Origin of the sequence: Qipengyuania xiamenensis, assembly GCF_019711495.1 — a bacterium.
Classification (GTDB): Bacteria; Pseudomonadota; Alphaproteobacteria; order Sphingomonadales; family Sphingomonadaceae; genus Qipengyuania; species Qipengyuania xiamenensis.
Genome location: NZ_JAIGNM010000002.1, coordinates 481,010 through 504,646, shown reverse-complemented (window position 1 = coordinate 504,646; position 23,637 = coordinate 481,010). Strand labels below are relative to the sequence as shown.

General features: G+C 63.7%; 27 protein-coding genes. 13 read left to right on the top strand and 14 right to left on the bottom strand.

The window, feature by feature from the left end:
• The first annotated feature begins 77 nt into the window (after positions 1–77).
• Positions 78–656 carry a hypothetical protein gene (locus K3165_RS10670; protein ID WP_221548854.1) on the top strand — a complete coding sequence of 193 codons (579 nt, stop codon included), beginning with the start codon at positions 78–80 and terminating at the stop codon, positions 654–656.
• Here the strand turns inward: K3165_RS10670 and miaB are convergent, their stop codons facing one another.
• Entirely contained in the window at positions 657–2,000 is a 1,344-nt protein-coding gene (gene miaB / locus K3165_RS10665) for a tRNA (N6-isopentenyl adenosine(37)-C2)-methylthiotransferase MiaB (protein WP_221548853.1), read from the bottom strand.
• A gap of 268 nt (positions 2,001–2,268) precedes the next feature.
• Positions 2,269–2,730, bottom strand: a complete 462-nt coding sequence (locus K3165_RS10660) for a peptidylprolyl isomerase (protein WP_221430732.1) — start codon at positions 2,728–2,730, stop codon at positions 2,269–2,271.
• Positions 2,731–2,848: 118 nt separating this feature from the next.
• Between K3165_RS10660 and mgtE the strand changes: the two genes are divergently transcribed.
• The 4 genes from mgtE (at position 2,849) to K3165_RS10640 (ending at position 5,556) form a co-directional block, all read left to right on the top strand.
• Positions 2,849–4,294, top strand: coding sequence for a magnesium transporter (gene mgtE / locus K3165_RS10655; RefSeq protein ID WP_221548852.1), 1,446 nt, complete (start codon positions 2,849–2,851; stop codon positions 4,292–4,294).
• 41 nt (positions 4,295–4,335) lie between these two features.
• A complete protein-coding gene (locus K3165_RS10650; protein WP_221548851.1) occupies positions 4,336–4,725 on the top strand; it encodes a DUF1489 family protein in 390 nt (129 codons plus the stop codon).
• Between the two features lie 118 nt (positions 4,726–4,843).
• On the top strand, positions 4,844–5,224 hold the full coding sequence (locus K3165_RS10645; protein WP_221548850.1) for a hypothetical protein: 381 nt from the start codon (positions 4,844–4,846) through the stop codon (positions 5,222–5,224).
• 86 nt (positions 5,225–5,310) lie between these two features.
• Positions 5,311–5,556 carry a hypothetical protein gene (locus K3165_RS10640; protein WP_221548849.1) on the top strand — a complete coding sequence of 82 codons (246 nt, stop codon included), beginning with the start codon at positions 5,311–5,313 and terminating at the stop codon, positions 5,554–5,556.
• 86 nt (positions 5,557–5,642) lie between these two features.
• On the opposite strand, the gene K3165_RS10635 is transcribed toward K3165_RS10640, so the two are convergent.
• The 5 genes from K3165_RS10635 to K3165_RS10615 all read right to left on the bottom strand — a co-directional run bounded on the left by K3165_RS10635 (position 5,643) and on the right by K3165_RS10615 (position 10,171).
• Positions 5,643–6,575 carry a hypothetical protein gene (locus K3165_RS10635; protein WP_221548848.1) on the bottom strand — a complete coding sequence of 311 codons (933 nt, stop codon included), beginning with the start codon at positions 6,573–6,575 and terminating at the stop codon, positions 5,643–5,645.
• A 117-nt stretch (positions 6,576–6,692) separates the two neighbouring features.
• Positions 6,693–7,184 (bottom strand): hypothetical protein, encoded by a 492-nt coding sequence (locus K3165_RS10630; protein ID WP_221548847.1) that lies wholly within the window; start codon positions 7,182–7,184, stop codon positions 6,693–6,695.
• A gap of 107 nt (positions 7,185–7,291) precedes the next feature.
• Entirely contained in the window at positions 7,292–7,990 is a 699-nt protein-coding gene (locus K3165_RS10625) for a DsbA family oxidoreductase (RefSeq protein ID WP_221548846.1), read from the bottom strand.
• Positions 7,991–8,003: 13 nt separating this feature from the next.
• Positions 8,004–8,861, bottom strand: coding sequence for an NAD(+) diphosphatase (gene nudC / locus K3165_RS10620; RefSeq protein WP_221548845.1), 858 nt, complete (start codon positions 8,859–8,861; stop codon positions 8,004–8,006).
• Positions 8,861–10,171: a serine hydrolase domain-containing protein gene (locus K3165_RS10615; RefSeq protein WP_221548844.1), complete on the bottom strand. Its 1,311-nt coding sequence runs from the start codon at positions 10,169–10,171 to the stop codon at positions 8,861–8,863. The genes nudC and K3165_RS10615 overlap by 1 nt, the downstream gene beginning before the upstream one ends.
• Positions 10,172–10,281: 110 nt before the next feature.
• Between K3165_RS10615 and K3165_RS10610 the strand changes: the two genes are divergently transcribed.
• Positions 10,282–10,503, top strand: a complete 222-nt coding sequence (locus tag K3165_RS10610; protein WP_221430720.1) for a hypothetical protein — start codon at positions 10,282–10,284, stop codon at positions 10,501–10,503.
• Here the strand turns inward: K3165_RS10610 and mutY are convergent.
• Complete coding sequence (mutY, locus tag K3165_RS10605; protein ID WP_221548843.1) at positions 10,500–11,519, bottom strand: A/G-specific adenine glycosylase; 1,020 nt, start codon at positions 11,517–11,519, stop codon at positions 10,500–10,502. The two genes, K3165_RS10610 and mutY, sit on opposite strands and share 4 nt — an antisense overlap.
• A gap of 14 nt (positions 11,520–11,533) precedes the next feature.
• Between mutY and K3165_RS10600 the strand changes: the two genes are divergently transcribed.
• The 6 genes from K3165_RS10600 to K3165_RS10575 all read left to right on the top strand — a co-directional run bounded on the left by K3165_RS10600 (position 11,534) and on the right by K3165_RS10575 (position 19,306).
• Entirely contained in the window at positions 11,534–12,133 is a 600-nt protein-coding gene (locus tag K3165_RS10600; RefSeq protein ID WP_221548842.1) for a DUF721 domain-containing protein, read from the top strand.
• Positions 12,134–12,135: 2 nt separating this feature from the next.
• Complete coding sequence (locus K3165_RS10595) at positions 12,136–12,852, top strand: thioredoxin domain-containing protein (protein WP_221548841.1); 717 nt, start codon at positions 12,136–12,138, stop codon at positions 12,850–12,852.
• Between the two features lie 119 nt (positions 12,853–12,971).
• Positions 12,972–13,715 carry a thioredoxin domain-containing protein gene (locus K3165_RS10590; RefSeq protein WP_221548840.1) on the top strand — a complete coding sequence of 248 codons (744 nt, stop codon included), beginning with the start codon at positions 12,972–12,974 and terminating at the stop codon, positions 13,713–13,715.
• 30 nt (positions 13,716–13,745) lie between these two features.
• The gene (smc, locus tag K3165_RS10585; protein WP_221548839.1) at positions 13,746–17,168 is read left to right on the top strand and encodes a chromosome segregation protein SMC; all 3,423 of its coding nucleotides are present in this window, start codon (positions 13,746–13,748) and stop codon (positions 17,166–17,168) included.
• Positions 17,169–17,936, top strand: coding sequence for a class I SAM-dependent methyltransferase (locus tag K3165_RS10580; protein ID WP_221548838.1), 768 nt, complete (start codon positions 17,169–17,171; stop codon positions 17,934–17,936).
• On the top strand, positions 17,933–19,306 hold the full coding sequence (locus K3165_RS10575) for a M24 family metallopeptidase (RefSeq protein WP_247714063.1): 1,374 nt from the start codon (positions 17,933–17,935) through the stop codon (positions 19,304–19,306). Before K3165_RS10580 ends, K3165_RS10575 begins: the two co-directional genes overlap by 4 nt.
• Positions 19,307–19,309: 3 nt before the next feature.
• On the opposite strand, the gene K3165_RS10570 is transcribed toward K3165_RS10575, so the two are convergent.
• The 5 genes from K3165_RS10570 to rpmF all read right to left on the bottom strand — a co-directional run bounded on the left by K3165_RS10570 (position 19,310) and on the right by rpmF (position 22,311).
• Positions 19,310–19,672, bottom strand: coding sequence for a MerR family transcriptional regulator (locus K3165_RS10570; protein ID WP_221548837.1), 363 nt, complete (start codon positions 19,670–19,672; stop codon positions 19,310–19,312).
• A gap of 21 nt (positions 19,673–19,693) precedes the next feature.
• On the bottom strand, positions 19,694–19,993 hold the full coding sequence (locus K3165_RS10565) for an integration host factor subunit alpha (RefSeq protein ID WP_221432332.1): 300 nt from the start codon (positions 19,991–19,993) through the stop codon (positions 19,694–19,696).
• A 109-nt stretch (positions 19,994–20,102) separates the two neighbouring features.
• The gene (locus K3165_RS10560; protein ID WP_221548836.1) at positions 20,103–21,068 is read right to left on the bottom strand and encodes a beta-ketoacyl-ACP synthase III; all 966 of its coding nucleotides are present in this window, start codon (positions 21,066–21,068) and stop codon (positions 20,103–20,105) included.
• The gene (plsX, locus tag K3165_RS10555; RefSeq protein ID WP_221548835.1) at positions 21,065–22,102 is read right to left on the bottom strand and encodes a phosphate acyltransferase PlsX; all 1,038 of its coding nucleotides are present in this window, start codon (positions 22,100–22,102) and stop codon (positions 21,065–21,067) included. The genes K3165_RS10560 and plsX overlap by 4 nt, the downstream gene beginning before the upstream one ends.
• Positions 22,103–22,128: 26 nt before the next feature.
• Positions 22,129–22,311, bottom strand: coding sequence for a 50S ribosomal protein L32 (rpmF, locus tag K3165_RS10550; RefSeq protein ID WP_040965823.1), 183 nt, complete (start codon positions 22,309–22,311; stop codon positions 22,129–22,131).
• Positions 22,312–22,550: 239 nt separating this feature from the next.
• Between rpmF and K3165_RS10545 the strand changes: the two genes are divergently transcribed.
• Positions 22,551–22,952, top strand: coding sequence for an MAPEG family protein (locus K3165_RS10545; protein WP_221548834.1), 402 nt, complete (start codon positions 22,551–22,553; stop codon positions 22,950–22,952).
• A gap of 7 nt (positions 22,953–22,959) precedes the next feature.
• Here K3165_RS10545 and K3165_RS10540 read toward each other — a convergent pair whose 3' ends face one another.
• Entirely contained in the window at positions 22,960–23,628 is a 669-nt protein-coding gene (locus K3165_RS10540; RefSeq protein WP_282098674.1) for an MBL fold metallo-hydrolase, read from the bottom strand.
• Positions 23,629–23,637 lie beyond the last annotated feature (9 nt).

The window sequence follows — 23,637 nt, the reverse complement described above, 5'->3', positions numbered from 1 at the left end:
TGGAAAGTAACCGGCTTGTCATGAACCGGAGCTGCGATCACACTCCTGCACCGACTCGCAGTACCGGGAGAAAGCAGATGCTTCGTATTGCCTTCGCAGCCGCTACGCTGATTACCCTTGCAGGGTGTTCCTCCGGGACCGAACCGGACGAGGCAGCAGAGACCGATGCTCCCGAGACCGAAACGACCGAAGCAGCAGCCCCCACTCGCGAAGACGACATCCGGCACTTCCTGCTGCAGGAATATCCGGAGGCCGGAACCATGCGCTACGCGCTGGCGTGGAGCGACCTCGATGGCGACGGTGCCGACGAGGCGATCGTCTATCTCGCCGCTCCTTATTTCTGCGGTACGGGCGGCTGCCCGACGCTCGTGCTCACTCCTGCAGGACCGATGTGGCGCAAGGTCGGCGATATCAGCGTCTCGCGCACGCCGGTGACGGTGCTGGATAGCGCGACCAACGGCTGGAAGGACATTACCGTGGCGGTGTCCGGCGGCGGCGGGCCTTCGGGCAACGCATTGCTCAAGTTCGATGGTGAGGCCTATCCTTCCAATCCCACGGTCGCTCCCGCGGAGATGACCGAGACGACGGGTGAAGTCGTGATCGCCGAAATGCCGGAATTCATCGACCTCGATCCTGAGGTCACCCCGGAAGGCTGATCAGGCCGCGACAGCCTCGCGGAGCTTGCCCGCGAGCGAGTTCGGACCCGCCTCGACAAGTTCGGCCTGCACGAGGTCGCCGATCGCGGCATCGCCTTCGAACCAGACGCTCTGGAGCCATGGCGACTTGCCGAGCCATTGGCCCGCATGCTTGCCCTTGCGCTCGACGAGGACTTCGCAAGTTCTTCCCACACTCGCCTCGTTGAAAGCCAGCTGGTCGCGGTTGAGCGCGGCCTGGAGGCGCTGGAGGCGCTCGTCCATAACCTCCTTGGCCACCTGCCCTTCCATCGTCGCGGCGGGGGTTCCGGGACGCGGCGAGTACTTGAAGCTGAAGGCCTGCGCGTATTGGACCTCGTCCACCAGCGCGAGGGTTTCCTCGAACTCTGCATCGGTTTCGCCGGGGAAGCCGACGATGAAGTCGCCCGACAGCGCAAGGTCCGGCCGCGCGGCGCGGAAGCGGTCGAGCAGCTTGAGATAGCTTTCCGCCGTGTGGCTGCGGTTCATGGCCTTCAGGACACGGTCGCTGCCCGCTTGCACCGGCAAGTGGAGGAAGGGCATCAGCTTATCGATCTCACCATGCGCGGCGATCAGGGCGTCGTCCATGTCGGCGGGGTGGCTGGTGGTGTAGCGGATGCGCGCGAGGCCATCGACCTTGGCAAGGTCTCGGATCAGGCCAGCAAGGCCTACCTGATGGCCCTTCTCGTCCTCGCCCGACCATGCGCTGACGTTCTGGCCGAGCAGTGTGATTTCCTTCGCGCCCGCATCGACCAGCTTCCGCGCTTCGGTCACAAGATCCGCATAGGGACGGCTGATTTCCGCACCGCGCGTATAGGGCACCACGCAATAGGTGCAGAACTTGTCGCAGCCTTCCTGCACGGTGAGAAAGCTCGCCGGATTGGTGCGGCGGCGCTCGGGCAATGCTGCAAACTTGGCGATTGCCGGCATGTCGGTGTCGGTCGCCCGCTCGCCCTTCACTGCCCGGTCGAGCATTTCGGGCAGGCGGTGATAAGCCTGCGGGCCGACGACCATGCTGACCGCCGGGGAGCGCTTCATGATCTCCTCGCCCTCGGCCTGCGCGACGCAGCCCGCGACCGCAATCAGCGGCTCCTTGCCTGCCTCGCGGCCAGCCTTGGTCAGGCGGCCGATGTCCGAATAGACCTTCTCCGCCGCCTTCTCGCGGATGTGGCAGGTGTTGAGCACGACGAGGTCGGCTTCCTCGCCTTCGGGCGCGGGCACGATGCCCTGCTCGCCCAGCATCTCGGCCATGCGCTCGCCGTCATAGACGTTCATCTGGCAGCCGAAGCTCTTGACCCTGTAGGTCTTGGGGGAATTGGTCGGTTTCATCGCCGCAATCGCTAGATGTTGTAGGTCCGGTCACCTGCCTCGCCAACGCATGAGGTCGTCAACAAGTTTTTTTCAGGTTTTTTACAGTTATCCCCCTTGTGACTCATAGCAAATCGCTGGCACAAAGAGAGCAGAAGAGGGAAGTCGGAGTAGCCGGACAGCAAGTTCGGTCCCCTTCCACAAGGGATCGAGTCACCACTTCCCTCTTCGCCATTACCCCTAGCGGGTAATTATTGGCAGTTCCAATGCGAATAACGCAATTCGCACTTTACGAAACAGTCGCCTTCACGATCTTGCCCGGGTTTGCCGGCGGCTCGCCCTTGGGCAGCGCGTCGATGTGTTCCATGCCGCTCTCGACCTGGCCCCAGACGGTGTACTGGCCGTCGAGGAATTCCGCGTCGTCGAAGCAGATGAAGAACTGGCTGTTGGCGCTGTCGGGCACCTGGGTGCGGGCCATCGAGCAGGTGCCGCGGGTGTGCGGTTCGCTGTTGAATTCGGCCTTGAGGTCGGGCTTGTCGCTGCCGCCCATGCCGGTACCGGTCGGATCGCCGCCCTGCGCCATGAAGCCGGGGATTACGCGGTGGAAGACCACGCCATCGTAGAAGCCCTCACCCGCCAGCGTGGTGATACGCTCGACATGGCCCGGTGCGAGATCGGGACGCAGCTTGATCACCACGTCCTTGTTGTCGCCATCGCCGGTGTCGAGCGTGAAGGTCAGTTTGTCGGCCATTGTGAGGATTCTCCTGTAATTCGATTGGCGCCTACATAGGGATTGTGGCCGCAGTGTCACCACCTCACTGCCACCATCCGCTTGCTTTATGTGCCTTACTGCCTAGAGCTTTCGCGCCATGGCGCAGGACGATCGCCCCCTCGAAGACGATGTGATGCTGGCGGATGCGCCTGACGAAGGCGGCCGCCCGGACGACCGCATCGACGACGAGCGCATGGACGAGGAGAACACGCTCAAGCGCGAGTTCGTCCGCTCGGTCGAGGATGCCCTCGAAGCAGGCGATACCGGCGAGGTCTACGACCTTGTCGAGCCGCTCCACCCCGCCGACGTCGCCGACCTTCTCGAACTGTTCGAGAAGGACGAGCGCCACCAGCTTGCCACGGCCATCACCGACCTGATGACCAGCGAAGTCGTTGCCGAGCTCAACGACTACGTGCGCGAGGAGATGATGGAGGCGCTGCCCGCTGACGCGGTGGCGCAGATTGCCGAGCAGCTCGAGACCGATGACGCCGTCCAGCTGATCGAGGATCTGGACGAGGACGACCAGAAGGCCATCCTCGCCGAACTCGATCCCGAAGACCGCACCGCGATCGAGACCGCCCTCGCCTATCCGGAAGAGACCGCCGGGCGCCTGATGAGCCGCGAGTTCGTTGCGGTGCCCGAACACATCACGGTCGGCGACCTTATCGACTTCCTGCGTGAGGAGCGCGACCTTCCGGGCGACTTCTTCGAGGTCTTTGTGATCGACCAGCGCATGCACCCGGTCGGCACGTGCAACCTTTCGTGGATCCTGCGCACGCCGCGCGATGTGGCGCTGGGCGACGTGATGAAGCGTGACCAGACGCTGATCCCGGCAGAGCTCGACCAGGAAGAAGTCGCGCTGATGTTCCAGAAATACGGCCTGATCAGCGCCGCCGTGATCGATCCCGATGGCCGCCTCGTCGGCCAGATGACGGTCGACGACATCGTCCACATCATCGCCGAAGAAGCGGGCGAGGACGCCCTGCTGATGAGCGGTGCCGGCGAAGGCGACATCAACGAGCCGATCCGCGAAGCCTATTCCAGCCGGGTGCGCTGGCTGGTGGCGAACCTCGGCACCGCGCTTGTCGCATCGCTCATCATCGCGCTGTTCGGTTCGGCTATCGAGAAGCTGGTCGCGCTCGCCGTGCTGATGCCGATCGTCGCCAGCATCGGCGGCAATGCAGGGACGCAGACCATGGCGGTTACCGTGCGCGCTATCGCAATGAACCAGCTCACCAGCAGCAACACGCGGCGCATCCTGACCAAGGAACTGCGCGTAGCGTTCCTCAACGGTCTCACCATCGCGGTGCTGATCGGCGCGGCAACCGCAGCGATCTTCACGCCGCTTCTCGGCCTCGTCATCGCGCTGGCCATGGTGATCAACGTGGTCACCGCGGGTCTTGCGGGCGTACTCGTGCCGGTTGCCTTCGATCGCCTCGACCAGGACCCTGCCGTGGCCTCCAGCGTCTTCGTGACCATGATTACCGATTCGATGGGCTTCTTTGCCTTCCTCGGCCTCGCCGTGGCGATGCGGGTCGTCTGAAGGGGTTGAGGACCCCGACCAACTGCCTAGAGTATAAGCCCATGCCGCTTCACCTGACCAAGATCGCCTTCGGCGCGCAGAGCTTTGCCGATATCGAGAGCTGGTACGCACAGCGGCGCAGCCCCAATCTCACGACGCGCTATCGCCCGACCAAATGGGAACAGTGCATCGGCGGCTCTCTCTACTGGATCCACCAGCACAGCATCGTGGCGCGCAGCGAGATCCTCGGCTTCAGCGAGACTTCGACGGGGCGCTGGTCGATCGACCTCAAGCCCGAACTGATCCGCGTCCACCCCCGCCCCAAGCGCGCCCATCAGGGCTGGCGCTACCTCAAGGGAGAGCCACCGCGCGATCTCGAAGAGGGCGAGGATATAGGCGACGTATTGCCGGGCAAGCTGGCCGGAAAGCTGGAGCGTCTCGGCCTCATTTGATCCGGTGCGCCCGGTAGCAGGGTCGCTGATTGGCGCATTCCCGCCATTCGTGTAGATTACGACACAAGGGCCGCTGACCGTCCCGAGGCCTCCGGGGCCTCGCGGCAGGAGAGACAGCATGCCGAGGGTGAAGAGTCCGATCAAAGCAACGGCGCTGTTGGCGGCGAGCTTCGCCATGGCCGCGCCCGGCATCGTGTTCGCGCAGACCGGGTCCGGCTCCGGACCTCACTACCACCTCGTGCAGCTGTCGGTCGAAAGCTCCGAGATTTCGCGCGAACGGTTCCGCGAGGAAACCCGCGCCATCCGTGATTGCGGCGATGCACGGGATGTGGGCGAGGCGCTTGGTGCGGACATCAAGAAGAACCGCTGGGTTCCTGCATGGAAGATACCCAAGCGCGTGAAGGCCGTGCTCAAAGACGTCGAGACCGGTCGCGCGACAGACGTATTCAGCAACGAGCCCGGGATCATGCGCGTGCTGGTGATCTGCCACCGCTATTAGGCGCTGGCCCGGACGGGCCTCACACGCGACGAATTGCGGATCGTTATCAGCTATTTCGCCGTTGATAGGGCAAAGGAGATATTTTCATGCCCGAACGCCAGTCCATGCACCCCGATAACGAACTTATCGACGAACTCACCGAATACGACACGCCCTCGCAGCAAAGCTCGTCGGGTGGCGAAGTGAACCGTCAGGTCGGCTCGCGCGGTGAACTGAACCGCGCCTTCGATCCCGACAATCGCGAGCCCGAAGTGGGTTCGGACAACCCAGCGCAGGACGCGATGAAGGGTCCCAAGACGCGCCAGGCAATGCAGGACAATCGCTCAAGCTAAGCGCACTTACCAATTCACAGCGAGCAACGCCCCGCCGGTTCATGCCGGTGGGGCGTTTGTTTTTCGGGGCTAGACGGTCAGCTTACTTACTCGGCAGCCGCAACGGAGAACCGCTGGAAGAAACCGCGTTTCTGCGCATCCGGGATTTCTGCCGTGATCCCGTAGTCGCCCGGCTCCAGCGTAAGTCTGAAATAACCGGTGGCGCCCTCCGGCATGTCGTGAATTCCTCCTACGAAGCTCGCGGGTGCTGGCGTCTGCTGGCCATCGACAGGAAAGAAGTCGGGCCATCTTGCCGCCGCATCGACATCGGTGCCTTCATCGATGCGGAAGACATGGGCATCGTGGCCGACGAAATTGTTGTAGAGTTGCTGCTCTGCAAAGTTCACCCGCACCGAGTTTTCGCCGGGGACGAAACCACCCTCTGAAATCTCGTAGCCACTATTCGAGAGCGTCAGCGTCACATTCGCATCTGGTTCGGGCATTCCGCCGTCTTCGGCGACTACCGTCAGCGGGAATACCATGCCGAACTCGCCAGGCTCGGGATTGTAATTATGTTGGACGCCGTTCGTCTTGACGTAGCATTCGACGATGTAGTTGCCCGGTTCCAGGTACATCGTCGCTTCGCCGGTGACACCATCGGACATCATGCCCGGTCCGCCAAGCCAGGTGAGGTCGCCAACCCACGCTGGCATGGTCGCCGCGATTTCGGCCGCCTTCTCCGTGTCTCCGGCAATTGCCGCTGTCAGGCTTTGCTGGATAGGAACGACGACCTGTTCGTCCACCATCTCGGCAGTGATCCCGTCGGGCAGCCGATAAACGAGTGCGTGGTGCGTCATCCCGCCATTGTTGATGACACGAATTGTGGTCCAGCCGGACTTGACCGTGTCGGGACCGACAAACGAAAGTCCCTGTACCTCGAGCTCGAGCACGTTCTCCCTGGGGCTATCCGCCTGGGGTGTCTCGGGAGAACACCCGGCCAGAGAAAGAGCGAGTACGGCTCCAATTGCGAAATGCTTCATCCTGGTTCCCCTGCATGCTCGAAGGCAGCAGGCACAAGAGCAGGAGAACCTCGATCTTGCAAATTTGGCGCCGGCCCGCCGCGGAAAGGCCTCAGCAAGGCAGTCTTGATGGAGGGGTCACTCCCAATCCGCCGATGCCGAACGCCACTCCTTGGCTTCTCCGTCCCAAACGCTTGAGGTCACGCACGGCGTGGGGTTGATCCCGTCACATTGCGATCCGTGTACTTTGGCAAGGACCACTCGGTAGCGCCCGTGGCTCACGACTTCCCAGCCTTGGTTGAGTAACGAACTGACCTGCCCGTCGACCAGGAAATGGGACATGCTTCCGCCCGTCCCACCGTAGAGCGATGCAGCAGTGGAGCACGCAAAGCCGCTTTCGTTCAGGACCCAGTCGGCGACCAGATCGCCATCAAGGTCCACCCTTTCAATCGCTCCCCACTCGAGCGCGAATTCCCCGCCGTCAAAATCGGCACAAGCCTCTTTGGCGACAGCGATCTTGTCTTGCAGCGGTTGGGGTAACGACGAAGCTTCCTGGGCTCGCAAGGCGGGTGAAAACAGCACGCCAGCAATTGCCAGCCCTCCCATCAATGCACGCGACTGCCTTTGCATTCGAAACCTCCCTCTCATGATGCCCGAACGGCGACGCCATCATGCCCCAGGCTCGGGCACCGCGCAAATTCAGCTCAGGAGGTAAGAAACAGCGTCGTGAGGGGACATCAGCCCTCGGCAACGGCCGCTGTCTTCTCCGCCACGCGTCTGAGCGCGTTCACATAGGCCTCGGGCGGCTGCGCGCCGGGGATCATGAAGCGACCTTCGACGATCATCGCGGGCACGCCGGTGATGTTCATCTCCATCGCGGCGCGTTCCTCGACGCGGGTCTTGCGGGCGAGTTCCTCATCGTCGAGCGCGGCGGCGGCGACTGAACGGTCGAGGCCGACCTTTTCGGCCACATCGAGCAACACCTCACGCTCGCCGATGCGGCGGCGCTGATTGAAATGAGCTTCGAACAGCGCGAGCTTGAGCTCGGTCTGCTTCTCGGCCCCGTGCTCCTCGATCACCCAGGTCAGCAGGCGGTGCGCGGCGAATGTGTTCCACATCATCGCATCGGGCGCGGGCTCCGCGTCGCCCTCGTAGTCGAGGCTGACACCGGCAGCTTCGGCGGCTTGCCGCATCTGTCCCTGGACCTGTTTCGACTGCTCGATCGTGCGGCCGTATTTGCGCGCGATATGCGCGGTGCGCTCCTCGCCTTCCTCCGGCATGTCGGGATTGAGCTCGAAAGCGTGCCAGCGAATATCAGCGTCGAGTTCGCCGTCGAGATGTGCCAGCGCCTGCTTCAGGTTGCCCCAGCCGACGAGGCACCAGGGGCACATGACGTCGGACCAGATGTCGATCGTGAGTTTGCGCGGCCCACTCATTTCTCAAGCACTTTCATTTGTGGATCCACCAATGCATCAGGTGATGCGCTATAGCATGGGTTGGCGGCGCCCTGAACGGCCCCTCGCCCGCCAGCGACGCCTTCACCTCGTCGCGCGTGTACCAGTTGATCTCTGCCATCTCGGTCTCGTCGATGGTCAGCGCATCGTCATCTGAATAGGCATGGCAGCCGATCATCAGCTGGCTTGGGAAAGGCCACGGCTGGCTTGCGATGTAGGACACGTCGCGGACCTTCACGCCGCTTTCCTCCAGCACTTCGCGCGCGACGCCTTCTTCGATGCTCTCGCCCGGTTCGACGAAGCCCGCGAGGGCAGAGAAGCTGCCTTCCGGCCAGCCGAGACCGCGGCCCAGCATCAGCTTGCCGTCATATTCGACCAGCATGATCGTGACCGGGTCGGTGCGCGGGAAATGGCTCGCGCCGCAAGCAGTGCAGTCTCGCTGCCAGCCGCCCTTGGCGAGCTTGGTATCGCCGCCGCATTGCGCACAGAAACGGTGGCGCGCGTGCCAGTCGACGATGCTGCGCGCACCGCCATAAAGCGCAAGGTCGTCCGGCTGGAGCGTAGCCATCAAAGACCACAGCTGCGGGTTCGCCATGCGCGGGCTGGCGTCACCCTTGGGCGGGACGGCGGCAAAGCAGGCCTTGCCGTCATCGAGCCCGAGGAACACCAGCTCGGCATCCTCGCCCGCATCGGCGAGCGTGCCCCATGCCAGCCGGCCCTCGTCATCGAGCGACGGCATCAGCCCGTCCAGCGCGAGCAGCCGCGCCTTCCAGTTCATGTAGCCTGCCAGTCGGTCAGGGTCTGCGCGGACGTGGTCGGCGCGGTCCAGTCTCGATCCGGTGAATGCCAGCATCAGGCAGCGGCTTTCGCGGCCATAAGGTCGGTGGCGAGAGCCTCGATAAATTGCTGCCTGATCGGATATTTCTCGGGCGGCATGTACTGGGTGTAGAGGCCGGTGCGCATGTTCATGCGGAAATCGGCAGCGGCCAGCGTGCCTGCCGCACCGCCCCAGCCGTAGCTGCCGTTGCTCGAACGACCGCCTGCGCCGAAGCCTTCGCCTTCGATCCAGGAACCGGTCGTGTCGACACCGGCAGGCAGGATGTTCGAAACGCCGGTGCGCACGGTATCGCTTTCCATGACCTGCACGCCGTCGATCTGGCCGTAGCCGAGGAGCATGCGCAGGAAGCGGTCATAGTCGCGCGGGCTGGAGACGAGCCCGCCTCCGCCTGCGGGAAAACTGGGCTTGTCGAGGAAGACGGAGCTCGGACCAGGATCGATCGGGATCGGCATTTCGCCAAGGAAGCCATAGTTCGTGGTCATGCGCGCCCGCTCGCTGTCGGGGACGGCGAAATAGGTGCTCGTCATGCCGCAGGGTTCGAAGATGCGCGAGGTCAGGAAGTCCTCGAAGCTCTGGCCCGAGGCGACTTCGATCACGCGCCCGAGCAGGTCGATGCTGGCCGAATAGATCCACTTCTTGCCCGGCTGTGCCACCAGCGGCAGCTTCGCCAGCCGGTCTGCGAATACTTCGAGCGAGGGTGCGGCATCGACTTCGGGCAGGCCCGGGATCGGCATGCGGCTGACCCTGCCACCGACGAGGCCGTTCTCGGCAAAGGCGGCCAGCAGCGGGCCCTTGGCGTCGATGATGTAACTGAGGCCCGCCGTATGCGTGAGCAGATGTCGGATCGTGATCTGCGTTTCGGCCGGAACGGTATCGTCGAGCGCACCATCGGGCGTCTTGAGCACCTGCATGTCCGAGAAAGCCGGCAGAATTTCGGCAAGAGGCGTATCGAGGCCGAAAAGCCCGTCCTCGATGCACATCATGGTCGCCATGCCGGTAATCGGCTTGGTCATCGAATAGATACGGTAGAGCGAATCCTCGCCGACATTGGAGTCGCTTCCGAAGGCGAGCTTACCGCCGCCGACCGTATGCGCCATGTCGTCCTGACCGCGGCCGAGGTAGACGAGCAGGTTCGCGACCTTGCGCTGCGACACGTAGCGTTCGGCCAGCTTGGCGACCTCGGGAAACGCGTGACCGATATCATGCGCCATGAGCGCCGATGCCCCGGGGACACCAGCCGCAACCGCACCGACCGAAAGCCAGGCACCGGAACGAAACAGCGAACGACGGGAAAGTTGCGGTGCATCGAATTCACGAAAGGCCATCGGGTATCTCTCCAAACTTGTTTGCGCGCCTTGATGCGGACGCGAAGCTGAACGGTCAATTGCGAATTGAAACGCTTGCAATCGATCGCTGTGCTACCCATATAAGACACATGCTCAATCTACTCTCTATCCTGTTCGGGATCGTATCGCTGGTCATCGTCATTCCGGCGACCATTCCGCTGCTCGGCTGGGCCAACTGGTTCGCGCTACCGCTGATCGTGATCGGCATCGTCATCGGCCAGATGTCGTCCAGCAACGGCGGGCGCAATTTCTGCCTCGTGGTGCTGCTGATTGCCGCGATCCGCCTGAGCATCGGCGGCGGGATTATCTAGGCCAGAACAAGCCGCGCGGCTTTGGCGAACAAGGTCGGCAAGCCAGCTTCTTCGAGCTGGTCCACCGGCCACCATTCGCCATGACCCGGCGGCTCTTCCCGCGTCGACTGGCGTTCGACCGACAGTTCCAGCGCGAAATGCGTAAAGGTATGGCGCACCACACCCGCGCCCTGCCATTCCCCGTCCAGTGGCGGAGCGCCCGACCCGTCGCCACCAGCGGACCAGCCGTCGTCCGGCAAGGCGCGCATTCCGCCAAGCATGCCCTTCCCTTCGCGGCGGATGAGCCAGACAGCACTGTCGCGTTCGATCCACCACGCCTTGCCCTGACGCACGGGTTTGGCCTTCTTCGGCGCTTTGACCGGGAGCAACGCCGGGTCGCCCTCTGCCCTTCCGCGGCAGGCCGTCTGGAGGGGGCACAACAGGCATTTGGGATCGCGGGAGGTGCAGATCGTCGCGCCGAGATCCATCATTGCCTGCGCAAAATCGCCGGCCCGGCTGTCGGGAGTGATTTCCTCCGCACAGGTGCGGATGGCTTTGCGCGATCCGGGCAAGGGCTCGCGGATTGCGAACAGGCGCGAAACCACGCGTTCGACATTGGCATCGACCACCACGGCCCTGCGGTCGAAGGCGATCGCGGCGACCGCTGCAGCCGTATAGGCGCCAAGCCCCGGCAATTCGCGCAAGGCTTTTTCCGTTTCGGGAAAACCGCCCCGCTCAGCTACCGCCCGCGCCGCTTTCACGAGATTGCGGGCGCGCGAGTAATATCCCAGCCCCGCCCATGCAGCCATGACGTCTTCTTCGGGTGAGGCGGCGAGGTCCTCAACGGTCGGCCAACGGCTCGTGAATGCTTCGAAATAGGGCTTCACCGCGGCGACGGTTGTCTGCTGCAGCATGACCTCGGACAGCCACACGCGATAGGGATCGGGCGCCGGATCACCCGGTCGCGCACGCCACGGCAGGTCGCGGGCATGCGCATCGTACCAGTCGAGGAGTTGTTCGGAGACTATGGCGGCCACGCGAAGCCTATGGCATGAGCACTGCCGCAATGGGAAGCGACAAGCCAAAAACAGAAAAGAGCAAGGGGAAGAAATCCCTGACCTCAAGCAGCGAAGCGGTAGGCCGGAAAAAGGCTGCAAAGCCTTACGAACGTCCGCGTGGCGGGGCGGCCAAGCCGATTTCCGATCTCATGCCGCAGATCGGTCGTCCGGCCTTCCGCCGCTTCGGCTTCGTGCAGAGCTCGATCGTCAGCCGCTGGCCCGAGATAGTAGGTGAAACGCATGCACGCGTCTGCACGCCCGAAATGATCCGCTTCCCCCCGGGCGAGAAGTCGGAAGGCATCCTCGAGCTGGTCGTCCTTCCCGCCCATGCACCGCTGATCCAGCAGGTCCTCCCCGAGATTACCGAGCGCGTGAACCGCTTTTTCGGCTACAAGGCCGTGGCACGGATCAAGCTGCGGCAAGGTGCGGTTAAGCCTCCGCAAGACAGGAACAGGGCAAAGGCTCCCCCCTCGCTAAAGCCGATCCCGATGGAACTGGGTGACAGCCTGCGCGATATCGGAGATCCCGAGCTGCGCACCGTGCTTGAATCGCTGGCACGCAGCTTTGGCAGTGACGAAGACAGGAAAGACTGAAAGTGTTTGCACTCTCCCGACTGACCCGCCCCCTCCTCGGTGCAGCGGCATCACTGCTCGCCGTGACCGCCACCGCGCAAAGCAGCGAACTTCCATCCTCCCAGCCAAAGGGCAATTGGGGCGCACAAATCGCCGAGACCGAGGGAGGGCACCTGATCGGCAATCCCGAGGCCGAGGCGCGTCTGGTGGAATACATGAGCTACACCTGCTCGCACTGCGCGCATTTCGCGCAGACCGGCGAAGGCGCGATCAAGCTGCTGTACGTGCCCACGGGCAAGGTTTCCTACGAAGTCCGCCACCTGATCCGCGACCAGGTCGACCTGACTGCAGCCCTCGCAGTGCGCTGCGGCGCGCCGGACAAGTTTTTCGCCAACCACGAAGCGCTGATCTTCAAGTTCGACGAATGGATGGGGGCAGCGGATAAGGCGACACCGGCCCAGAAGGCACGCTGGAATTTCGGAACTTTCCCTTCGCGCGCACAGGCGATCGCGAGTGACCTAGGTTTCTACGAGATCATGGAACGCCGCGGCTATTCGCGCACCCAGCTCGACAGCTGCCTTACCGATTACGACGAGGCCAGGGCTATCGTCGACCGGAGCAATGCGGATGCCGACCGGCTCGGACTTCGCGGCACGCCCACATTCCTGATGGGAGAAAGCCGGCTCGACGCACATAACTGGCAGACCCTCCAGCCCGTGCTCGATTCATATTTCCAATAGGTCTAAAGCGGCCTCACAGGCGGATTTGCGGGGGATAGCCCTGTGGACACGCCCCGGGCCGCGCTTCACCTTACCGCATGCGTGGCATAGTCTTTCCAGTCCACGAAAGAGGATTATCGATGAACAAGACCCTTCGTTTCGCCCTTGCCGCTCCGCTGGCGCTCGCGCTGGCAGCTTGCGGTGAAACCGCGGAAGACACCGCAGGCGCTATCGAGGGCGATGCCATCGCCGCCATCCCCGCACCCGAAGGACAGAGCTGGCTCGAAACCGCGAGCAAGACCGATGACGGCGGCTACGTGATCGGCAATCCCGACGCCCCGCTAAAGCTCGTCGAATTCGCCAGCCACACCTGCGGTGCCTGCGCCTACTTCGCGACCAACGGTTCGCTCGCATTGCAGAACGACTATGTCGAAACCGGCGTCGTCAGCTACGAAATTCGTCCGCTCCTGCGCGATCCTCTCGACGTGACGATCTCGACTCTGGTGCAGTGCGGCACTCCCGAAAGCTTCCATGCGCTTTCGGACCAGGCTTGGGCGTCGCTCGAACAGTTCAGCCAGAATCTGCAGGTGAACGATGCAAGCTATCGTGCTGCCATGGAAGCTCCGTATGAAGAGCGTTTCCTCGGCCTCGCGCAGGCGGCAGGCCTGATCGAATTCTTCGCGGCTCGCGGCATTTCTGCCGATCAGGCGCGCACTTGCCTCTCCGATAGCGAGAACGTGTCGCAGATCGCCGAGACTTCGCGGAACGCCGCCAACGAACTCAATGTGACGGGCACCCCCACCTTCTTCCTCAACGGCCGCCGCCTGCAGGAAAACCAGTGGCAGGGCCTCGAACCGATCTTGCAGGCAGCCGGCGCCCGGTAAGCCGGCGCCAAGAGGGGGGACGATAAGACGATGCTCATCAAACAGCTCAGACTGAGCGGTTTCAAGAGCTTCGTCGAGCCGTCCACCCTGCGCATCGAACCCGGGCTGACCGGCGTGGTCGGCCCCAACGGGTGCGGTAAATCCAACCTGCTCGAGGCGATCCGCTGGGTCATGGGCGAAAACTCGCCCAAGTCCATGCGCTCGGGCGGGATGGAAGATGTGATCTTCGCCGGCACGGCCACTCGCCCGCCGCGCGATTTTGCCGAGGTGGTGCTCAGCGCGCAGGACGACAATGGCGAGGACCTCGAAGTCGTCCGCCGGATCGAACGGGGCGCAGGCAGCGCCTACCGCGTCAACGGCAGCGATGTGCGCGCCAAGGATGTGGCGCTGACCTTCGCCGACGCGGCGACCGGCGCTCACAGCCCTGCGCTGGTGAGCCAGGGCAAGATCGCGCAGGTCATTGCGGCCAAGCCCGTCGAACGGCGCATGATGCTGGAAGAGGCCGCAGGTATCGCGGGCCTCCACGTCCGTCGCCGCGATGCCGAGAGCAAGCTACGCTCGACCGAAAAGAACCTCGAACGGCTCGAAGACCTGATGGCGGGTCTCGACAGCCAGATCGCCTCGCTGCGCCGGCAGGCCAAGCAGGCGGAGCGCTATCGCAAGCTGTCGGACGAGATAAAGACCGCAGAGGCACGGCTGATCTTCGCGCGCTGGCGCGATGCTGCCGCAGCAGCCGAGGAAGCGAAGAAGGCCGCCGCAGATGCGGATGCACGCGTGGCAGAGGCGCAGAAGGCTGCCAACGAAGCGCAGAAGGCGCAGCGCGAGGCAGCCGAAAAGCTCTCCGAAGCGCGCGAGGAACAGGCCGACCGGCGCGATGATGCCAGCGCGCATGGTCACCGCATGGCTGCGCTCACCAGCCAGCTCGAAGCAGCCGAACAGCGCCTTGCCGACCTCGAACGCCAGAAGGTCCGCCTCGAAGAAGATCGCGGCGATGCCGACCGCATGACCAAGGACGCCGCCGAGGCCCTGGCGCGGCTTGAGAAGGATTTGGCCGCCAGCGAAAAGACGCTTGCCGCGGATGAAGAACGCCGCCCCAAGCTGGTTGCGCAGAGCGAAGACGCCGAACGTGCCAGCCGCACTGCCGAGCTCGCTCTTGCCAAGGCCACCGCTGACAATGCCGGTGTCGAGGCCGAATGGCGCGTGGTCGAGGCCGAGGTTAGCCAAGCCAAGGCCCGGCTCGAACGCGTGGAAGCGGAAGGCCGCAGGATCAGCGACCAGCGCGAGGCGCTCGCTGCCGAAGATCTGGACGCCGCAGTCGAGGAGGCGCGCAAGGCCGCCCATGCAGCGACTGCGGCAATCGATACCAAGCGATCCGCGATAGAGGAAATGCAGGTCCGCAAGGCCGATCTGCAATCGGCCCGCGACGAGGCGGCGAGCGCCTATTCCGCGGCCAAGGCCGAGCTTTCCGGCGTAAGCCGCGAGTATGATGCCCTGAAGCGTGACCGCGAGGCCCGCGAACGGGCTGCTGCCAAGCGCTCGGGCCGCCAGCAGGCGCTCGACGGTGTGCGCGCAGAAAAGGGATATGAGCGCGCTGTCGCCGCTGCCTTGGGCCGCGATGGCAAGGCGCTCCTTGGCATGCCGGAAGAAGGCAGCGACGGACGTTACTGGACCGGTGCCGATGCGCCGAAGAAGGTCACAGACAGCCTCTCCGACCATCTGGCGCAATGCCCCGATGAACTCCGCGCCCGGCTGAGCCTCGTCCATGTGGCAGAAAAGGACGACGGACGCAGCCTTGCACCGGGCGAAAACCTCGTCACGCTCGACGGCAGGCTGCGGCGCTGGGACGGTCTCGTCGTCCATGGTGAAGGCGCCGCCGAAGCAGCCCGGCTCGAGGCGGAGAACCGCTTCGTCGAACTCGACAAGCTCGTCCCCGAATTGCAGGCATCGGTCGATACTGCCGAGAAGACGCAGCAGCAGGCAAGCGAGACTTTGTCCCAACTCCAGCGCGATCTCGTCGCCGCCGAACGCGAACTTGCCGGTGCTTCCGACACCGAGCGGCAGGCCCTGCGCGCGCTCGATCAGGCAGAGGCGCAGCGCGAACGCGTTACCGCGCGGCTGGCAGAATTGCAGGAAGCCGAAAACGATCACGCCGATGTGGTCGGACAGGCCAAGGCCGATGTCGCTGCCGCCGAAGGCAAGCGCGATGCCCTGCCCGATCCCGAGGCTGGCCGCGCATCGCTAGAGGCCGCTCGCGCGAAGAACGAGGCCGCCCGCTCGACCCTGCAGGCCCGCGCCGCCGAACTGGCTGCGCACGACCAGTCGCTCGCGGTCGCCCGCGAACGCACGGCCGCCCAGCGCAGCGACATGGCCAACTGGCAGGCCCGCTCCGGCGAAGCCGCGCGCCGTCTTTCCGAGATGGCAATGCGCTTCGAGGAGATCGAGGAGCAACGGGCGATCTACGCAGCCAAGCCCGAAGGCCTGATGAAGGAAATCGAGCAAGGCGACACGGTGCGGGAGCGTCTCGGCGCAGAACTCGCCGAGGCCGAAAAGGCCGTCGCCGCCGCTGCCGAAGTCGCGCAAGCCGCCGACCGCGCTTTCAACGAGGCGAACGAGGCACTCGCCGGTGCTCGCGAAAACCGCGCCGGCCTGTCCGAGCGCGCCGAGAACCAGGACGGCCGCCGCATCGAAATGGCGCGCATTTCGGGCGAGCGTTTCCAGTCCCCTCCCCCGCTATTGCCCGCGAAATTCGAGTTCGAGGAAGACAGCGTCAAGGCCGCCGAGGCCGAGACCGAGGAGATGGACCGCCTCACCGCCAGCCGCGAGCGGATCGGACCGGTCAACCTCGTCGCTGCCGAAGAGCTCGAAAAGATGGAATCCGAGCACGGCACCAATGCTGCCGAGCAAGAAGAACTGCGCGAAGCGGTGAACCGGCTGCGCGGTTCGATCGGCAACCTCAACCGCGAAGGCCGCGAGCGGCTGCGCGAAGCGTTCGAGAAGGTCAACGACCACTTCAAGACGCTGTTCTCGCGCCTGTTCGAAGGCGGCGAAGCGCACCTCGCGCTGATCGACAGCGACGATCCGCTGGAAGCCGGCCTCGAGATTTTCGCCCAGCCGCCGGGCAAGCGCCTCCAGTCGCTGACCCTGCTGTCGGGCGGCGAGCAGGCGCTGACTGCAACTGCGCTGATCTTCGCCCTGTTCCTCACCAATCCCGCGCCGATCTGCGTGCTCGACGAAGTCGACGCGCCGCTCGACGATGCGAATATCGACCGCTTCTGCGACCTGCTCGAAGCGATGGTGAAGGAAACCGACACGCGCTACCTCATCGTCACCCACAATGCCGTGACCATGAGCCGCATGCATCGCCTGTTCGGCGTGACCATGATCGAGAAAGGCGTGAGCCGCCTCGTCAGCGTGGACCTCGGCGCTGCCGAAGAGCTGCTGGCAGCCGAATAGGTGTCATCGCAGGACATCTACGATCCCGAGTTCGTGCGCGACGTCTTCGATCGCTGCTCTGACCGTTACATAGCCTTCAGCAACGCCTGCTCCTTCGGTTTCACCCAGATCTGGCGGCGGCAATGCGTGGAGATGCTCGATCTCCCGGCGGAAGCGCGGCACGGATACGACCTGATGGCAGGTACCGGCGAGGTCTGGCCTCACCTGCTTTCGCACTCACCCCAAGTGGAATCGATCGTCGCCGTCGACATCTCGGCGGGCATGCATCGCCGCGCGATGGAGCGCCTCCACGCAATGCGCGCCCACAAGATCGAATTCCGCGAGGACGACGTTCTTGCCAGCTCGCTTCCCGATGAAAGCGCGGACTTCGTCGTGTCGACCTTCGGGTTGAAGACCTTCAATCCCGAGCAGCACCGGCGCCTTGCCGAACTGATCGCGCGTGTGCTCAAGCCAGGAGGCCGCTTCGCATTTATCGAGGCATCGGATCCCAAAGGGTGGCCGCTACGACCGCTCTATCGCCTGCACCTCGACCGGGTACTTCCCATGGTCGAGCGCGTCCTGCTGCGCGGAGCACACGATTTTGCGATGATCGGGCAATATTCCGCCAATTTCGGCGATGCGCGCGAGTTTTCAGGGATGCTGGAGGATGCGGGCCTGAACTCGGAATTCCGGAAGTTCTTCTTCGGCTGCGCAACAGGCGTTTGCGGCAGCAAACCTGCCAGCTCCGCAGCGACCAGTCAGGCAAATTACGAGGTCACGACACCATGAACCAAGGCAAGCTGGCTCTCGCATATGCCACCCTCGCAGCACTTTACGCACCGCAGGCAATGGCAGGCGAGACCGGTCTGTCCGCGGTCGCGATGTCCGACACTGAGCTGGCCAATCCCGCCCTTCCCGCGATCCTGCCGCTGGAGGAGCGCGCCGGGGTGGGCGACCGCATCCTCGCCGAGCGGCTCGACACCGTGATCCCCGCGATCATGCGCGAACAGGGCGTGGACATGTGGCTGCTGATGTCGCGCGAGTATTTCGAGGAGCCGGTGCTCGCCACCATGCTCGACGCGCAGAGTTTCCATGCACGCAGACGGACGATCCTGATCTTTTTCGATCCGGGTGACGGCCAGCCGATCGAGCGCCTGACGGTCAGCCGCTACGGGCTTGCCGACCTGTTCGAGCCTTCATGGGCCCCCGAAGAGGAACCCGACCAGTGGAAGGCGGTGGCCGACATCATTGCCGCGCGCGATCCGCAAAGAATCGCGATCAACTATTCCGATGCCACTCGTTTCGGTGACGGGATGACGCTGAGCCAGTATCGCGCCATGACCGAGGCCCTTCCGCAGGAATACGAGGACCGCATCGTATCGGGCGAGACGCTTTCGGTGCGCTGGCTCGAAAGCCGCACGCAGACCGAGCTCGACCTCTATCCCGGTATCGTGCGGATCGCACACGCGCTGATTGCAGAGGCCTTTTCCCGAAAGGTTATCACGCCGGGCAAGACCACCACGAGCGAAGTGCGCTGGTGGTATCGCGAGAAGCTGGCTTCGCTCGGAATTGATCCGTGGTTCCACCCCTCCGTCGCCGTGCAGCGCGAGGGCACAGAGGGGATCATCTACGACGACATTGTGATCCAGCCGGGCGACCTCTTGTGGACCGACTTCGGCCTCACCTACCTTAGGCTCAACACCGATACGCAGCATCTCGCCTATGTGCTGAGGCCGGGAGAGACAGAGGCGCCTGCGGGTCTGCGCGAAGGACTGGCGCGCACCAATCGTGTCGGCGACATCCTGACCGCATCATTCCGTGCAGGCGACAGCGGCAATGCGATCCTTGCCCGGGCGCGCGAGGCTGCTCTGGAAGAAGGCCTCGACCCTTCGATTTACAGCCACCCTATCGGCTTCCATGGCCATGGCGCCGGCCCTGCCATCGGATTCTGGGACAACCAGAGCCCCGACCCACGCGGCAGCGGTACGGTCAACGCCGGTACGACCTGGTCGATCGAGTTCACCAACTATTTCGAAGTGCCCGAATGGGGCGGCCAGCGCGTGGACTTCCGGTCGGAAGAAGATGCCTGGTTCGATGGTGAAACGGTGCGCTATCTCGACGGACGCCAGACGGAACTGACGCTTATTCCGTCCGATTGAGGCTCAGGCCGCCAGAGCGGCTTTCAGATCGTCCCTGATCATCTTGAGGCGGGGAAGAATATCGCCCGTATCCGATGTGCGCACAGGGGCCTGTGCGGCAGCCTGCTGGTCGGGCACTTCGCGCAGGGCGGCCTTGGCGCCTTTCAGCGTGTAACCGTCGCGATTGACCAGACGGTCGATTGTCTCGACCAGCGTCACGTCTTCGGCGCGGTAATAGCGCCGACCGCCACTACGCTTTAGCGGCTTCAGCTGGGGGAATTGCTGTTCCCAATAGCGCAGCACATGCGTCTTGATGCCGGTTGCAGCGGCAACCTCGCCAATGGTGCGTAGGGCACCTGCTTCTTTGTGATCGCTAAATTCGGCCATGAGCGGTTTTAACCGCTAAACTCAGCCCTTTGCAATCCGCTCTTTCAACAGCTGGCTGGCACGGAAGGTCATCACGCGGCGCGGCGTGATCGGCACTTCGACACCGGTCTTCGGGTTGCGGCCGATACGTTCTTTCTTGTCGCGAAGGACGAAGCTGCCGAAGCCGGAAATCTTCACGTTTTCGCCGCGGGCAAGCGCGTCGCACATCTTGGCGAGAATATCTTCGACGAGATCGAGCGATTCCGCACGGCTGAGGCCCATCTTGCGGTTGATCGTTTCTGCGAGGTCTGCGCGGGTCAGCGTTCCCACGGAGCGCATCATATCCATTTACTGTCCTTCCCCAGACGCGACCCTGGGTTATTGCGAGATCAGCAACTTACTGGATTTTTGGGATTTCGGCAATGCGAGGAGCCGAAAAAAACATCAATTGTTAAATCCGCGCGAGCGAGGCGCCCCAGGTGAAGCCGCCACCCATCGCCTCGAACATGACGAGGTCGCCCTGCTTGATCCGCCCGTCCTTGCGCGCAACGTCGAAGGCGAGCGGAACCGACGCAGCCGAGGTGTTGGCGTGCTGGTCGACGGTCACCACGATCTTGTCGGTGGACAGGCCGAGCTTGCGCGCCGTCGCATCGAGGATGCGTGCATTCGCCTGATGCGGAACGACCCAGTCGACATCGCCCGAGTCCACGCCCGCATCTTCAAGGACTTCCTTGAGCACGTCGGCAAGGTTCACGACGGCGTGACGGAAGACCTCGCGGCCCTTCATGCGCAGCTTGCCGACCTCGCCCGTGGTCGACGGACCGCCGTCGACATAAAGCAGGTCCTTGTGCTCGCCATCGGCATGAAGCTTCGTGGCGAGGATGCCCGGTCCGTCATCGGCCACATCGCGCGCTTCGAGGACCACTGCGCCTGCCCCGTCGCCGAAGAGAACGCAGGTCGTGCGGTCTTCCCAGTCGAGGATGCGGCTGAAAGTCTCTGCACCGATGACCAGCGCCTTTTTCGCCATGCCGGTCCGCAGCAGCGATTCGGCAGTTCCCAGCGCGTAGAGGAAACCCGAGCAGACGGCCTGCACGTCGAAGGCAACGCCGCCGCGGCAGCCAAGGTTTGCCTGCACCTGCGTAGCGGTTGCAGGGAAAGTGTGATCGGGGGTTGCGGTCGCGAGGATGATCAGGCCGATCTCGCTCGCGTCCACGCCTGCATCTTCGAGCGCCTTGCGGGCAGCTTCGGTGGCAAGGCTGGAGGTGGTTTCACCCTCGCCAGCGATATAGCGCTGGCGGATGCCCGTACGCTCGACGATCCATTCGTCGGTCGTATCCACGCGCTTCGCCATCTCGGCATTGGTGACGCACTGTTCGGGAAGCGCGCTGCCGCTACCGGTGATGACTGCGCGGATCATTTGGCCGAAAGCTCTTCGGAACCCAATGCGCCAAGGTCCTTGGCGATGCGGTTCGTGATGTCGTCCTCGAGCAGGCGCGCGGCAACTTCGACCGCATTGGCCACGCCCTTGGCATTGGCGCTGCCGTGGCTCTTCACGACCACGCCATTGAGGCCGAGGAAGACGGCGCCATTGTGGTTATTCGGGTCGAGATGGTGGCGCAGCAGCTCGGTCGCAGGGCGCGATACGAGGAAGCCGACCTTCGACCTGATCGAGGAAGAAAAGGCGCGCTTGAGCAGGTCGGTCACGAAGCGTGCCGCACCTTCGATGGCCTTCAAGGCGATGTTGCCGGAGAACCCGTCGCACACGACCACGTCGCATTCGCCGCGGTTGATCTTGTCGGCTTCGACATAGCCTTCGAAATCCATGGCAAGGCCGGATGCAGCGCGAAGGCTGTCGGCAGCGGCCTGGATGTCCTCGGTGCCCTTGGTTTCCTCGGTCCCGATGTTCAGCAGGCGAACGCGCGGGCGCTCGCGGCCGGTGACGATGCGGGAATAGGCAGCGCCCATGATAGCGAACTGCACGAGGTTGCGCGCGTCGCATTCGCGGTTCGCGCCGAGGTCGAGCATGATCACGTCATTATCGCCGAGCGTCGGCAGCAGCGCGGCCAGTGCCGGACGGTCGAGGCCGGGCATGGTTCGCAGCGCGAGTTTGCTCATCGCCATCAGCGCGCCGGTATTGCCTGCGGACACGGCAGCGCCTGCTTCGCCGCGTTTCACGGCGTCGACGGCAAGGCCCATGCTGGTGGTCTTGGCACGGCGGAGCGCCCGGCTGGGCTTCTCGTCGCCGCCGACCACGTCTTCGCAATGCAGGATTTCGCTGGCTTCCGCCATGCCGGGGTGGGTTTCGAGCGCGGCCTTGATCCGCGTCTCGTCACCGACAAGCAGGAACTTGAATCGATCGTGGCGCCTACGCGCGAGCGCGGCGCCTTCGATCATTACGCGAACGCCTTCGTCCCCGCCCATCGCATCAATGGCGATACGCGGCAGACTCATGACACTCTCCGAATCAAGTTAGGGTCTTAGAGACCTTCGGGGGCGAGTACTTCGCGCCCGTTGTAGTAGCCGCAGTGCGGGCACAGGTTGTGCGGGCGCTTCAGCTCGCCACAGTTCGAGCACTCGTGATGAGCTTCGACCTTGAGCGAATCATGCGCACGACGGTTGCCACGACGGTGGGGCGATACTTTTCTCTTGGGGACGGCCATCTCGGCACCTGTTCCTCAAACAATTTCAGTCAATTTCGGTGGCCGCCCTAGGGGACAGTCAGGCATCGCACAAGAGGCGCGGTGGCTGGAAAATCCCGACCGTGACGGTGAAGGCGCGCGCTATAGCGAATTTTCAGGGTGATGCAAGCGCAGTGGAGGATAATCCTCAAGGCCCGATTGCCGCCCTTCGGCCCAACCCCTAACCAAGGGCACGAGGGTACGCAAAGGGAGAAATGGGAATGGGTATCGTCCTTCCGGTCACGCTGACCGCCGCTGCAGCTGCGGCAATCATCAACCTCTGGCTTTCGATCCGCGTCGGCCAGATGCGGCTCAAGCACAAGGTATCCATCGGTGACGATGGCGCAGGCGGCCCGCTGACCGCACGCATGCGCGCGCAGCTCAACTTCGTCGAGAATACCGCCTTCGTGCTGATCCTGATCGCAGCGATCGAGCTTTCGGGGCGCGGGAACCCGTGGCTGGCATGGGTTGCCGGCATCTACATGCTGGGACGCGTTGCCCATGGATTCGGCATGGATGGCGGCACGCTCGCCAAGGGGCGCTCGATCGGCGTCATCATCACCATGCTTACGCAGCTCGGCCTTGCCGCAGTCGCGGTCCTGATCCCGCTCGGCGTGATGTAAGTGGCGCTCAGGCCAGCGCCGCGTCGCTGACGAAGGCGTTGGTCTTGCGCTCCTGCCCGAAGGTGCTGGTCGGCCCGTGACCGGGGATGAAGGTCACGTCGTCCCCCAGCGGCCACAGCTTTTTCGTGATCGCATCGATGAGGTCCTGGTGGTTGCCCATCGGGAAATCGGTGCGCCCGATGCTGCCTTGGAACAGCACGTCGCCGACGACGGCGAACTTGCTCGGCCTGTGGAAGAAGACCACGTGGCCGGGCGTGTGACCGGGGCAGTGGATGACCTCCAGCGTGAGCTCGCCCACGGTCACGGTGTCGCCATCCTCCAGCCAGCGGTCGGGTTCGAACACCTGCGAATTCATCCCGTAGCGCGCGCCGTCTTCCTCGAGCCGCGCGATCCAGAACCGGTCGGCCTCGTGCGGGCCTTCGATCGGAAGGCCGAGTTCCTTTGCGAGGACACCGGCTTCACCGCAGTGATCCATATGCCCATGCGTGATGAGGATCTTCTCAAGCTCGACACCGGTCTGCTTCACCGCAGCCTTGAGCTTGTCGAGATCGCCGCCGGGATCGATCAGTGCGCCCTTGTTGGTGGCCGTGCACCAGATCAGCGAACAGTTCTGCTGGAGCGGCGTCACCGGCACGATGCCGGCCTTCATGGGCGGGGTCGCAGGAGTATCGGTCATGAAAGGCGA